Raw genomic sequence first — 14,158 nt, 5'->3', positions numbered from 1 at the left:
TTGGATTGATGTTCTTTTAGCTTTAATAACCTATGGCACTTTAATTAATTAACTGACTAATACTTTCTGTGAATTTTGATTGAAATTTATAATCATCATCATACATTGCACATAGCAATATATCGATTCGAGTCCATGAAGTCATCAACGAACTTTCTTGGAAAGAGATTTTAAAATATTCTTTGCATCCATCGGCCACTTTTTCCGAAAACTGTTTATACTCGATAGTACCCTCAGTTTTAAGGCTAGTTAATAATTCTGTTAGTAAGATTGCTTTACATTGACCTGTGTCACTATAAGGATTAAAGACTTCAATTTGATAGATATTTTGCATAATAAACACCTCAATTTTTTTATTTAACTATGATTTTTTTGGTGAGCGAACTACTTCTGTATCACATTCCAAATGGTTTCTATTTTGTAATATAGGCATAAATATTATCTTCCACCGTAACATTCTCAACTTTCCCCACGGTTTGACTTGTGCAATTGTCAAAGTCCAACTCAAAAATCTCAGTAATTTTTTCAACAAGTGCTGCGCTATAAATAACGTTTTTAAAATCTTTACCTTTGAGTGTATGACCATCTCTTGAGTCCTCAAAGCAAACCGAAAGTACTAAAGCATTATCCTCGTCAATAGAACACAGAATTTTATCTGGACAGCTTATATTACGAATGACTTCTTTGGAAATCACTAATCGTTTTCCATTTGAACTATTGACTACGCCTAAACAACCTCCAGAAGAAACTGATCGGTTCGGCACAGGTTTTATGGTTTTAAGTGATTCTAACCATTCAGCATCTTTTTGCTTAAAACTTAAACTATGATTATTAGTACGCTCTAAATTATCATTTTGATCTATTATGTTATTACTAGATTCATTTACATCAGAAATAGTCATCCCTACTAAGTTTTTACGATTCTTCAAAGCATTTTTTTTATTTTGCATCGTTTCTACCTCCATTTTCACCTCGTTTTTATTAGCACTATATACTAACTGCTGCTAAATCATATCCATGTAATCCACTATATTGTGCTCTTAGGTCAATCTTTTGCATATAATTTTATTCTCGAATACCTCCAATAGTTTTTTAACAGATAGTTAACTTGTTAATAAGCACACTATATCTCGTTAAATAGCATGATATCAACTTTTCTGTTACGCTTAATTCAACACTTAAGTTTACATTTTTTTCTAAAAGTCGAATATTTTATTAACTTTTTGATTTTATGGACTATGGGGCTAAAACGACATAGCTATTTTTAGGAACGATGCATAATCTTTCCTGGAGATTTACAAATGAAAAAAATAGAAAAAAAATTTTCAAAATCAGATATTAGATAAAAAGATGAATTATGTCTATCTTGTGAACAATCATTTCTTAAGGTAATCCTGCTATTTCTTATGTATAAAAGGTGTTCAGATTTTAGTAATTTAATGGATTACCCATAAACCTTAAGACTGTATTTGATTATGTGATTTTAACTAAAAGAAAGAATGCCATTTTAGCCCACTAGTTTCGCCAGTCTTAAGAACAGGAGTAGTTATTGTAACTAATAACAATTTTAAAAACCCCCCAACCTTCGGATTAAGAAGGTTAATGGGGAAAAGGTGTGCTATTCAATACAAATTCTAAATTGCCAATTTCACAATTACTTTATTTTAATTACTAATTGGAACGTTTATTGCAGCCTCATAAATAATCTTCAGGAAACAGTATTATGTTATGGTCTACTTGATCCATCACCCATACCTTTCGATTGATTGGTTTATCTGTTGTTATTTCAACATGGATGATTGTTTCTTGTTGTGGTTCATTTTGTCGTTGAATGAGCCATTGTTGCTCATTCTCAATGTAGATATCATAGATTTGTAGATAGTCCGTTAACTGATGATTATGTTCGAAAAGATATCGCAGGATGAATTGTTGATGTTCAACTGGTAATCCCTCTGCAATCGCTCTTGTCATGTAAAATGGTTTACTAGGTCCAAACATTATAGGTCACTAATCCCTTCATTCCATACTACTTGTTCACTAAGCCATTCCTCCGTTTCCTCATTATGAATATTCTTTAATGAATAGTAGAGTTGCATAGACAGTCCTTTTCGTAAACCACATCGATAATATTTAACATCATCTACCGTAATTTCTTCTACATATTCTCTTGTAAAAGGGTCATTAAGAATAGCTAGTACATTATCACCTGCTTCGAAAATAAAAAGAGCTTGCACTAATGGCAATCGAAAATTCAATAAATAAACATCATCTGGTTCAGCTTCGTATATAGCTAATAAGTCTTGTTCGATCTCATTTATTAGTGGTTTAGGGAGCTTGTTTTCAGATTTAAGATACTCAATATCACTTATACATTGAATAATTTTCATTATTTCACCTTTCTTATAGTAGTTCTACCGCATTTTGTTTTTCTTCTTTTGATGTATTGATGTAGTATTTCACTGTCATATTGATGCCAGCATGACCAGCTAGTTTTGAAACGGTGCTAATTTCAGCACCATTTCTAATCAATCTTGTACAAAATGTATGTCGAAGCATGTGTGGATGAATGTGAAATCCTAGGTGACTGCCTGTTTCTTCTAGCCATCTTCTGACAGCATCTCTGTGCATCTTTTCAGCTCGTTGACTGAGGAGTAGGTAGGAGCTTTCCGCAAATTTACTCTGACTTCGTTCAAACTTGAGATATTGTTTCATGACTACCAGTACATCTTTCCGCAAGGGAATCTCTCGAATTTTTCCGCCTTTCCCCCTGACTGTGAGATGTGACGTCAATTGATCCACGTCTGTTAGTTTTATGAAGACTAGTTCACTCACTCGAATCCCTGTATACAATAGTAGGTAGCCAATCAGTTTGTTGCGTTGTGTTTCTTTTTCTAGATAGAAAAGGAATTGTTCTACCTGTTGGTCGTTTAATATGCTTACCTCGGCTTCTGATCCATTGGCAATTTTTACTTTATATTTTTTGATACTAATGAAAATATTATCTACTATTCTATTTTTGAATAGCCAATCATTGTACACTTTTAATGAATTAATCTTTTTATTACAAGTACTAATCTTCACTCCCTCCGATTCTAGGTGTTTCATATAGCTAGTGAAGTAAAAGCGACTAATTGGTACTTCTAAATCTACTTCTTTCTCTATCAAATACTCACAGAATTTCTTGACATCATTCACATAACTTGAAACAGTTGATGTAGCTCTTCCATCCTCTTCTAACCATGTCTGAAACCGTTTTATTATTTGAGATTGCATCCCTTGTCACCTCCTAAAAATAAAAAAAGAAGTAACACTTTTTACAGGCTACTTCGTATCACTATCTTTCTTTTCATGTTTTATATTAATGTCGTGAGTTTTTAGGCATACAAAAATAGCTCATACCATGTGTGGCATGAACTTCATAATTTCACTATTTTCATCATTTACTTTTGACGTGAGTTTCTTTTTAGAATTGTCGCGAGTTGTTCAATCAACTGCATCCAAAAATTCAGATACAACTTCGTCGTTGACCAACCATACTTCATATGGTTCTGGTAATCTTGTTTCAATGATGATGACTAAGTAGTAATTACCAACGGCATCTGTATAGCTTGCACTATCAGCGATAATCGGTTCAGCTAAGTGATTGATGATGTGTGATGGTACAAGTAAGTGATCTACCTCTTCTTTGTAAAAGGAGATTGTTTCATGCCCAATTTCACGAATTGGAACATAGTAACCGAGTTTCTTAGTTAATACTTGTGATAGTCGTTTTTCAACTGGCATGATCGAACACCCCTTTCTACATATACCCCTCTTCCTTTAGTGAACGGAAGTTATCTTCGCACAGAATTAGATGGTCAATAACTTCAATACCAATAAGCTCTCCTGCTTCAATCAAACGTTTCGTAACTGCAATGTCTTCTGGAGAAGGAGTAGTATCATTACTGGGATGGTTATGCCCTACTAAAATACTAGCAGCGTTTGAGAGGATTCCCATTTTCAGTACCTCCCTTGGATGTACAATACTAGAGTTGAGAGAACCAATATGGACTGTTTGGATGCATGTGGGTTGGTTCTTCGTGTCCATGCATAAGACGATGAAATGTTCACGATCAACAATACCTAAAAATTCTTTCATCAACTCATAGGCATCATGCGGGGAACGAATACGACGATTTTTGTACAACATTGTTTTCTCCCTCACTAATTTCACTTGCACAATGTCTAAACGTTTTGCAGGTACTTTTTTTTGATTTTCTTCCATGTAAATCACTCCTTGAATGTTTAGTAAATACAAAAGCACTAACACCTGTAGAAGATGTTAGTGCTCATATCAAGGTAATAATATATGTTTGAAAGTTTTGTTATGACGATAAAAGAAAAATACCTGCTGAAACTTCTCTCCACAAAGCTTGTCGTTAATTTTGTAATTATATTAAATGATCAGAATTGTTTGTACATACGATACACATCAATTCAACTTTAGAGGTATTATACACGTTGAAGAAAGAACACGATTGTATGTAAAACACCTAGACCTTTGCTACATACCAGGAGAAGCTGCACAATTTGATTTGGGAACGATACAATTGAAAATCGCTGAATATTTAAACACCGTAGCATCGTACGATACATATAAGCACTTTCACTCTTTATTATTAAATAAGTAAAAAAACCCTATAGAGATTTCTCTCCATAGAGTTTTATTACAAGAATATAAATTATGGTTTAACTACAATGTTTTTCTTAACAACTGAAGAAGCTGTAGTTGCTGCACCACGTTTAACAACATCAAATTGGAATGTTGCGTTAGTAGTATCTGCAGTAGCATCGAATGTTACATTGCCACTACCATCCGTAGTGAAGTCAAGAACTGCACTTGAACCACCGCTCACAAAGTTAGTTTCAAGTCTTCCAAGGTATACATCTGTACCATAGTCGTATCCATCAGGAGTGTTTGCTGTTTCATAATACATGTGTACTAGATTTGCATCTGTTCCATCTACTTCATATCTCACAATTCCATCACCTGCAGTAGCAGTAGTTCCTACTTTAGTAAGGAAAGTAGATAATGGTGCAGTAACGTTTACACCAGATTTAATTTCAAAACCATCTAAGAAAGTAGCAGAGTTAACTGTAGGTGCTGAATCAGTAATAGTAAAGTTAGCTGAATACACATCACCTGATACAGTATCAGTAACTTTAATTAAACCAGTACCAGTTTCAAAGTTTGAAATTGAAGGATAAGTAGTACCCGCAACAACAGCATTAGCATTCTCAGCAATTAAATTATGTCTTGTTAATTCATAGATTCCGTTATCTACTGCACCTTCAAGGTTAGCTCCAGTAATATTACTAATTGGAGTACCATTAGCATCAAAGATTTCTACAGTATAGTCATCTAAGTCAGCTGCTCCAACATATTGACCACTTGCACCATACTCATTAAGAGTAAGTGTAATCTTGCTATCAGTAGAAGCTGGGTTTAAGTTAATAGTATTTTTGTTTAATTCTAATTTAAATGTTGTTGTAGAAGCTGCAGCTCCAACAGTTACAGAAGTAGATGCTAGTTTAGCACTATTAGCATGGTTGAATTCTACTTTACCAGCACCAGTTACACCAGTTGCAGCTGTAATTGTGTAATAGAATTCACCGTTAGTAGCGTCATCTGTACCACCAGCAGCAGTAGTTGTAGTAATAGCTGTGTTAGCAGTATTCTTTGCTTCTACTGGTACTAAATCAGTTTTAGAACCAAAAGTTTCACCATATTGGTCTTTTAATGTTACTAGAACAGGAACTGCTGCACCGTGCGCTAAGTTAAGTGATGATTTACTTACTGTAGCTAAAGATAATTTACGTGGAGCTTCAACAATTTGTAAAGTAATATCTTTAGAGATGTTACCAGATTTCACTTTAATTGTTACAGTACCAACACCCTTAGCAGTGATTGTGTTACCTGACACAGTTGCAATACGAACGTCTGAAGACTCATAGCTAACATTACCTGTAGTAGCGATTAAGTCGATATCGTTACGTCCATCAGCAAGTGTAGCAACAACACCTTCAACATCTACTGTTTCACCAACAACAAGTTTGTTACCTGTTAATGTATCAATTGTATATGATGCAGAAGTTGCATTGTTGTTAACTCCAACTGCAGCAACATCACCAAGATCTACAGTTTTGATTTCAGAAACTGCAGTTTGATCAGCGTCAATAATTAATACATCTGCACTTTTAGAAGTAACAACAACATTGTCTTTTTGTACAGATACTCTGTATGTGAAGTCAGTTTGTTTAGCAGAAGATAATAAAGTAGCTAATTGTGCTTCGTCTAACTCACCAGTTGTGCTTGTAGAAGCAGCTGCGCCAAATACATTTTTACTAGCAACAAATGATACAGTATAACCTTGAGCTGCTAATTCTGCAGGTGTAGTTTCAACGCCGTTAGCTTTAATTTTTAAAGTTTGACCATCTTTATTGTCTACAACTGTTGTCGCAACTGCATCAACACTTGTAATTGAGATTGGAGAATAAGTTGTGCTAGCTTTTGAACCATCAAGATCTTTTAAGCCAACTACTTCTACTTTTGCTCCTGCTACTAAAGCGCTAGAAAGTTTTAATGTATATTCTTTTTCGCTTACTTTCTCAACAGTGAAAGAGACTTTTGTTCCGTCAACTGTTACTTCAAAATCTTCAGCAGTTACAGTAACGTCTTTTAAGTTACCGCCAAGAGTTACTTTAAGGTCAGTTGTGTTAGTCGCACTTACAGCAGTTACAGCTGGTACAGCAGCGTCTTGAGCACGTTTAACCATAGTAGCGAATTCTTGGTTAGTGATAGTGTCAGTTGGTGCTAATAAAGAACCTTTACCGTTGATAACACCGTTAGCAACAGCAGTTTCTAAATAGTTGATTGCCCATTTACCAGCTTTAGAAGCATCACGGAAGCTATCTAAAGATTCAGATCCAGATAACTCGAATGCATTTACAAGAACTTTTGCAGCTTCTTGACGAGTTAAGTTATCGTTTGGATTGAATTCACCTTTTTCGTTACCGATGAATAATTCAGGTGAAGTTGCACGAACTGCGTCGTAGAACCAGTTTGATGAAGTTACGTCAGAATAGTCTTCAGTTCCTTCTGCTTTTAAATCTAAAACTTTAGCTAAAATTTCAGCACCTTGTGCACGAGTTAATTCTTTAGTTGGGTTGAAGTTCCCGTTGTTGTCCCCTTGAACAGCGCCTGAATCTACTAGAGATTTAACAGCGTCCTTTGCCCAAGATGCAACAGAATCGAAATCGTTTAATTCAGCAGCTGAAGCTACTGGTACGATTGCAGAAGCAACTAATGCTGCTGTTGCTGTTGTCGCGAATAATTTACGACCTTTGTTTTGCTTTGTCATTAATGTATTCCTCCCTGAATTCTTAAAAATAATATATTATTCTGTGAAAACTATATTACTCCTTCTCAGCAAGGAATAGTAAATATGTATTATAGTCTTCTAGAATAATAAGGAAAACAAAGTAAATTCTGTAGTAAATCTACTAATATATGCCATAGATTGGTTACCATTGTTAGTAGAGTCATTTACTTACTACAAAACTATAACACTATCTTTTGGTAATTTCAAGCATGTTCCTATTTTTATATTTTAAAGTAATTTAACTACATTTTGGTGTATAGAACCATTTTTTTCATCCTTTGTATATCCTTTTCCACTTACTCTTGCATTATTAAATAGGAGCAAAAAAAGGTAAGAAATACTAATATTTCGGGTTTTATGAAGCCATTCCCATCTTAAAACCTAGTAGTATTTTCATCCCTAAATTTCCACTCCCTATCCACTGTATTCAATTTTACCCGAATTATGACAAATGTTTCAATTGTTTTAAAACTTTATTTCAACTAAAAAAGAGGATGGCCTAGAAATGAAAACTCTTTGAACTTTGAAGAAATCATAGTAAAAAATTGACTTCTCAATTGTTGGGAGTGGTGCCGCTGAAGGCTACCCCTTTCACTACAGATCAATATATTTCTAAGCCATAGGTTCGTTCAACGCTTCCACGGGAGGTCCCTCACGCGAGGAGGTACCACAGGCCCGAGACGTGCCCTTGAAAGCGACTCCGGCAACGGAAATTAATTCAAAGCTACACAAAAAAACCATTTTCCTACTCGAGGAAAATGGTTTATCAGGGTTTTATCCCAATCTATAAAATTATTTTTCAGCCCATTTAAAGTAATCTTGAATTCCTAAAGCAATGGCTTTCGCAGTTTCCGTTTGGTGGGTATTGATCAACTTTGCTTCTGCCGTGTTTGAAATAAAGCCCATCTCTACTAGTACTGCTGGAAGAGAATTTTTGTAAATTACGCGATAATTCTCCGTTTTTTCTCCTCGGTCCTTTGTTCCAAGTTCGTCCACTAATCTTTCTTGAATAAATTCTGCTAGTGCTTTACTTGCTGTTGCCCTTGACGTCGTACCAGCATTTGTATAGTAGGTTTCCGTTCCACTTGCTGAGGTATTTGTTGCCGAGTTCATATGTAGGCTGACAAAGATATCTGCTCCGCTTTTTTGTGCTACACTAACTCGTTCATCCAAACTTAAATATGTGTCAGTAGAACGTGTCATTACAACTTCAATACCCGATTGCTTTAAAATATCTCTAACTTTTAATGCAATCGCCAAAGTCATATTCTTTTCACTTAATCCATTTTTTACAGCACCTGGATCATGTGCTCCATGTCCTGCATCTAGTGCCACTATTTTTTTTCCGCTTGGCGTAGGTGCTGGAGTCGGTACAGTTGTAGAAATATAGGCAGTATGCACATAACCAACAGTACTACTCGTTTTCACATAAATCCAATCGCCGGTTTTAGAATATGTAGTAATTTTATCGCCAAATCCCAGGCTGCCGATCTTGGCATAGCTTGTACCAGGACCAGTTCTAACATTTAAACTATCAACTGTTACATATTGAGTTTTACCAGTAACTTCAGGTGGTTGTACTTTAAATGTATCATTTAAAACACGAGCAAGCATTATGGCAAACTCGGCTCTTGAAATCGAAGCGCTTGGTTTGAACGTTCCATCTGTATAGCCATTTGTCACGCCAGCGTTTGTAATACCCGCAATGGCATTTGACTGAGCAGTACCTGATGGCATATCTGTGTAGAAGACTTTACTTGTATCTGTTAACTTAAAAGCATTTGATAATAAATAAGCCATCTCTAGTCGAGTCATGTTCGTTTTAGGTTTGAATGTTCCGTCCGTATATCCCGTAATAATCTTTTGGTCGTTTGCGCTTTGAATATAACCTGCAGCATATGAATTCGGGTTTACGTCACTGAAATTTGTAACTCGCGGAGTTGAACCGTTAAGGTTTAAAGCTTTTCCAATCATCGTTGCGGCTTCTTCTCTTGTGACTAATTGATTCGGTTTAAATTCACCATCTTCATATCCAGTAATGATATTCTTTCCTATTAAATAGTTGATTTCTTTTGAATAGGCATCCGGAATATCAGAGAGTGTATTTGCAGATGCTGAATTCAAGGGAACTAAAGCCATACATACCAAAACAAGGATAATCCACAAACCAGTTGCTCTTTTTACCATCATTTGTTCTCCTTACTATATTCTTTATTTCTATTAAAGATATTCAAAATATACCATATTTCGATGATGGTTTCGACATAAAACCAAAATAAAGGTAGTATTCTACTAGTTTAATTCTAAAAAACACCTCTATATTTTTCTGCTAGAATCTGTTAATTTAGTAGAGAGTTAGTATTTAAGAGAGGAGTTTGTAAATGAAACGTAGATTATCGGTAGCCTTGGGATTGGGATTGTTTATCGCAGCAGGTACTGTGTCACCTACTATCTCACATGCTGAAGATCTTTCTGGGCATTGGGCTTATAATGAATTAAATTATCTGATTGACAATGATATTTTGAAAGGTGACCAACTTGGAAACTATCTGCCTAACAAGGATGTTACTCGTGCAGAATTCGCTACTTTTCTAGTAAGAGCATTAGAGTTGCCAGCTGTCTCTACTACTTCAAACTTTAATGATGTAGCGCAAGTTGATTGGTTCTATGATTCTGTTAATAGAGCATCTTCATTTGGACTTATTGAAGGTGACGGCAAAGGTGGATTTAAACCGAATGATAAAATCAACCGACAACAAATGGCAGTGATGATTAAAAGAGCATTGGATTACTTAAACGTAGAAACATCCGCGACATCCCTTAAATTCAATGACAATTCATCTATTGCTCCCTGGGCAAAAGAGGATGTACAGCATGTTGTAACTTCAGGTTATATTGTGGGCAAGCCAAATAATTTATTTGCTCCACTAGCACAGGCAACTCGGGCAGAAGCTGCAACCGTGATTTATCGTGTCTTAAATCCAAGCGTTCTTGCAGGTAAGGAATACCATACGACAAATTACCAAACTGATTTTGCAACGGCTGTTTATCTCCAATCAAACAACAGTCCAAAGGTTGATGGTGCTGGATTGTTTACGGCAACAAAATCCCTGGCAGCTTATTACATGAACCCGGGGAATTTTTCAAAAGATAGTGATGAATATTACCAATTCCTTAAATTATCTACACCCGTAGCAAATTTAAAAGCAACTACTATTAATGACAAAGTTCTCTACGGAAAAGGAATATTATCAGGAACAGCAGATGCCTTTATCCAGGCTGGACTAGATTACGAGATTAATGCCATCTATTTAATGTCGCACGCTTTGCACGAAACTGGCAATGGAACTTCAAAATTGGCAAATGGTATTGAGGTTGGAGTGAATGCTGAAGGCAAACCAGAAATGGTAACAACTTCAAATCGCTCAAATTTAAAAGATATAAAAACAACCTATAATTTTTATGGGATTGGCGCAATTGACAAGGATGCCAATAAGTATGGTTCAGAAACAGCCTACCAAAATGGTTGGTTTACTGTAAGACAGGCAATTGTCGGTGGGGCGAAATTTGTTAAGGATCGATATATCGGCATCGGACAAGACACATTATATGAAATGCGCTGGAATCCTGCTAAACCTACTGACCATCAATACGCTACTCATGTTATGTGGGCTGTTATACAGGCAGATAAGATTCGAGACATTTATGAACTAACAGGGGCAAATGAGTCAACAAAATTAGTATTCGATGTTCCGCAATATTCAGGACAACCTGCTACTTCACCTATGCCAGCAATACAAGATCAATATGTTGTGTATCCAACTTTAAATGGAGCAACCGGAAAAGTAGTTTCTCCAACAATTCCGTTGAATTTCAGATCATATCCTGTATACGGAACGGTGATTGCAACATTAGCAAACGATACAGAAGTTACTGTACTTGGTGAAAATGGTGGCTGGTACAAAATCACGGCGAACGGCAAAACAGGATGGGTATCAGGACAATATTTAACATTCCCGGATGCTTTAAAAATTAAAAACAACAATACTGGCCTTAACGTGCGATCTCAGCCAAATACTACAAGCAGTATCATCGGTATGGCCAAAGCTAACGGCTATATCCTAGGTGTCAAAGACGAGAACGGCCAATTTATTAAAGAGGGCTTATGGTATAAAGTACTTTACAATCAGGAACCTGGTTGGGTACATGGAGACTATATCGTACAACCATCTCAACCTAAGGCTCCTGTAACTACTCCTTAAATACATGGTGTTTATCAACACTCCACTAGAAACTCCTTCGACTATTCGAGGGAGTTTTTTCTACATACTTCCCTATTTTTCAATGTCTTTCGAAAATTAACTGCAACGTTTCCATTTATGGTATGATAGTGCGGTAAACAGGTATCAACAGAAAGGTTTGAGTACTATATATGAAGAAAGTCACGATAATGGGTGTTCCTTTTTTACATATTGATCAAAAAGGTTTTGTTTCCTTATTGGAAAATCGAATTCAACAAAAAGAAAAAACGTTCGTTGTCACTGCAAATCCCGAAGTGGTGATGACCGCGAATGAAAACCCTCAAGTTATGCAGTATCTTGAAAAAGCCACATATATTTGTGCAGATGGCATTGGTGTCGTGAAAGCCGCGCAGATTCTCGGCGAATCACTGCCTGAACGTGTAACAGGCTATGACTCCATGATTCAGCTGCTCCAAGCAGGCAATCAAAAACATTATAAAATCTTCCTGTTAGGTGCACAAAACGACACATTGCAAAAAGCTGTCGACAATATTCATGCAACCTATCCGAATGTCGAAATCGTCGGCTACCAGGATGGCTACTTCAACTGGGAAGACAATGACATTGCCGAAAGAATCGCACAAACGCAGCCTGATTTAGTGTTTGTGGCTTTAGGTGTGCCCAGACAAGAAAAATGGATTTCGGAAAATGTTGATAAATTCTCACACGGTGTATTCATCGGTGTTGGTGGTTCCTTCGATGTTATTGCAGGAACAGTAAAACGTGCACCAGTCATCTGGCAAAAGATGAATCTGGAATGGCTTTATCGCCTGCTTTCCCAGCCAACGCGCTTTAAAAGAATGCTGTCGCTCCCAAGGTTCGCCATCAAGGTGTATCAAATAAAAGGTAAAGGACAGGGATCCAGCAGATGAGTCAGTCCACATTTGTAAAAAGTACAATCATCCTGACCATCGCTACCCTCCTTTCCAAAGTGTTAGGAAGCATTTTTCGCATTCCGCTGCAAAACATTGCCGGAGACGAGGTACTTGGAATCTTTACAGCCGTGTATCCGGTTTATATGGTGGCACTCTATTTGTCAGTTGCCGGGATTCCGCTTGCCATTTCAAAACTGATCGCCGAGGCACAGCAGAAAAACGAGCAGCATAAAATCAAGGAAATTTACTTTACAGCGAGTATTTTGACCCTATGTTTTGGGGTATTGAGCTTTGCCGTTATTATGGGCTTCTCAGGCTTTATTGCCAACGCTTTAGGTGGACCTGAAGTTAAACTAACTTTAATCGTTGTTGCTCTTACATTGTTAGTGGCCCCTTATATGGCCGTCTACCGAGGTTATTTTCAGGGATTTGGTAATATGCAGCCGACTGCGATTTCCCAGGTGATTGAACAGCTGGTTCGTGTCTGCTTAATCTTATTGGTGTCGTATATATTAGTAGCGATGGATTATTCCACTGAAATTGTTTCTGGTGGCGTGATGATAGGGTCCGTAATCGGTGCCCTTGCCTCACTGCTCTATTTACGATTCCAATATACCCGTTCTTCGGTCAAAGTAACCTCTTCCCAGAAGGTTACAATGGGTCAATTTAAGTCCTGGAGTAAAGTCATCTTAAAAATATCCATTCCGATTGCCATCGGATCGGTGACAATGGCTTTATTCAACTTTGTCGACTCCTTTACTGTTACCTATGGGCTAAGAAGTGCTGGTGTGAGCCATGATGAAATTACCTATCAATATGGGATTTATGGACGCGGTCTTACCCTTGTCCAGATCGCCACGATTTTCGCTTCGTCGATTATTTTGCCGCTTGTCCCATTAATCACAAAGAAATTAGCTGAAAATGATTTAGGTGGAACGCGTGCGATCATTGAACGCACACATCGTCTAACCCATCTTATTTCTTGGCCGGCAGCACTGGGTCTACTTGCACTCACGCTCCCTTTAAACCTTGCTCTGTTCACCGATCTTGAAGGAAGTACGATGCTTGCGATTATCAACCTAAGCTCTGTCTTCACTTCCCTGACGATTTTAGGGACAGGCATTCTGCAAGGGATGGACTCTGCTAGAGCAGGGGCCATCATTATTCTTTGTGGCGTATTGCTAAAGGTGTTTGCCAACATCTTCTTTATCCAATCATATGGATTGGATGGGGCTGCATTCTCTACACTTTTGGTGTATTTAGTTTTATTTATTGTCAATACAGCATTCATCTACAAGAAAATGCGCTTTTCATTTATCAACGGCAGTATCGTAAAAATTATCTTTGCTTCCCTTTTGATGGGAGCAGTTATCGGACTTCCAACCTTATGGTTTGACATTGCCAATTGGTCTAGATTGGTTGCTCTTGCGTACGTAGTTGTTGCGATGATTCTTGGCGGCGCGATTTACTTCGGTGTTCTATGGTTCACGCGTGCAATCAATAATGAAGATCTAAAACAACTCCCGATTATCGGGAAACGATTTAACGGAAAACGACCTGA

Annotated in this window: 11 protein-coding genes and 1 pseudogene; 3 read left to right on the top strand and 9 right to left on the bottom strand. The window is 36.9% G+C overall.

Annotation, left to right across the window (positions count from 1 at the left end; translation table 11 throughout):
• Positions 1–40: 40 nt before the first annotated feature.
• The 9 genes from QYB95_RS01245 to QYB95_RS01205 form a co-directional block, all read right to left on the bottom strand.
• Positions 41–334 carry a hypothetical protein gene (locus QYB95_RS01245; RefSeq protein WP_301136256.1) on the bottom strand — a complete coding sequence of 98 codons (294 nt, stop codon included), beginning with the start codon at positions 332–334 and terminating at the stop codon, positions 41–43.
• A gap of 79 nt (positions 335–413) precedes the next feature.
• Positions 414–950 carry a hypothetical protein gene (locus QYB95_RS01240; protein WP_301136255.1) on the bottom strand — a complete coding sequence of 179 codons (537 nt, stop codon included), beginning with the start codon at positions 948–950 and terminating at the stop codon, positions 414–416.
• A 745-nt stretch (positions 951–1,695) separates the two neighbouring features.
• Positions 1,696–1,998 carry a DUF960 family protein gene (locus QYB95_RS01235; protein ID WP_301136254.1) on the bottom strand — a complete coding sequence of 101 codons (303 nt, stop codon included), beginning with the start codon at positions 1,996–1,998 and terminating at the stop codon, positions 1,696–1,698.
• Complete coding sequence (locus QYB95_RS01230) at positions 1,998–2,387, bottom strand: hypothetical protein (protein ID WP_301136253.1); 390 nt, start codon at positions 2,385–2,387, stop codon at positions 1,998–2,000. Before QYB95_RS01230 ends, QYB95_RS01235 begins: the two co-directional genes overlap by 1 nt.
• A 13-nt stretch (positions 2,388–2,400) precedes the next feature.
• Positions 2,401–3,273, bottom strand: coding sequence for a tyrosine-type recombinase/integrase (locus QYB95_RS01225; RefSeq protein ID WP_301136252.1), 873 nt, complete (start codon positions 3,271–3,273; stop codon positions 2,401–2,403).
• 210 nt (positions 3,274–3,483) lie between these two features.
• Positions 3,484–3,783 (bottom strand): hypothetical protein, encoded by a 300-nt coding sequence (locus QYB95_RS01220; RefSeq protein ID WP_301136251.1) that lies wholly within the window; start codon positions 3,781–3,783, stop codon positions 3,484–3,486.
• A gap of 16 nt (positions 3,784–3,799) precedes the next feature.
• Positions 3,800–4,264 (bottom strand): JAB domain-containing protein, encoded by a 465-nt coding sequence (locus QYB95_RS01215; protein ID WP_301136250.1) that lies wholly within the window; start codon positions 4,262–4,264, stop codon positions 3,800–3,802.
• Positions 4,265–4,721: 457 nt separating this feature from the next.
• Positions 4,722–7,400 (bottom strand): S-layer homology domain-containing protein, encoded by a 2,679-nt coding sequence (locus tag QYB95_RS01210; RefSeq protein WP_301136249.1) that lies wholly within the window; start codon positions 7,398–7,400, stop codon positions 4,722–4,724.
• 813 nt (positions 7,401–8,213) lie between these two features.
• On the bottom strand, positions 8,214–9,611 hold the full coding sequence (locus QYB95_RS01205; protein ID WP_301136248.1) for an N-acetylmuramoyl-L-alanine amidase: 1,398 nt from the start codon (positions 9,609–9,611) through the stop codon (positions 8,214–8,216).
• Between the two features lie 191 nt (positions 9,612–9,802).
• On the opposite strand from QYB95_RS01205, the gene QYB95_RS01200 reads away from it, so the two are divergent.
• The 3 genes and pseudogenes from QYB95_RS01200 to QYB95_RS19280 all read left to right on the top strand — a co-directional run.
• Positions 9,803–11,683, top strand: a complete 1,881-nt coding sequence (locus QYB95_RS01200; RefSeq protein ID WP_301136247.1) for an S-layer homology domain-containing protein — start codon at positions 9,803–9,805, stop codon at positions 11,681–11,683.
• A gap of 170 nt (positions 11,684–11,853) precedes the next feature.
• A complete protein-coding gene (locus QYB95_RS01195) occupies positions 11,854–12,594 on the top strand; it encodes a WecB/TagA/CpsF family glycosyltransferase (RefSeq protein ID WP_301136246.1) in 741 nt (246 codons plus the stop codon).
• Positions 12,591–14,144: pseudogene (locus QYB95_RS19280) on the top strand (putative polysaccharide biosynthesis protein); the annotation flags it as partial. The gene QYB95_RS01195 and the pseudogene QYB95_RS19280, both read left to right, overlap by 4 nt.
• Positions 14,145–14,158 lie beyond the last annotated feature (14 nt).

Source organism: Ureibacillus aquaedulcis (assembly GCF_030418165.1).
GTDB classification, from domain to species: Bacteria; Bacillota; Bacilli; order Bacillales_A; family Planococcaceae; genus Ureibacillus; species Ureibacillus aquaedulcis.
The sequence above is the reverse complement of the archived record's forward strand: the minus strand, read 5'-3'. Positions and strand labels throughout refer to the sequence as shown.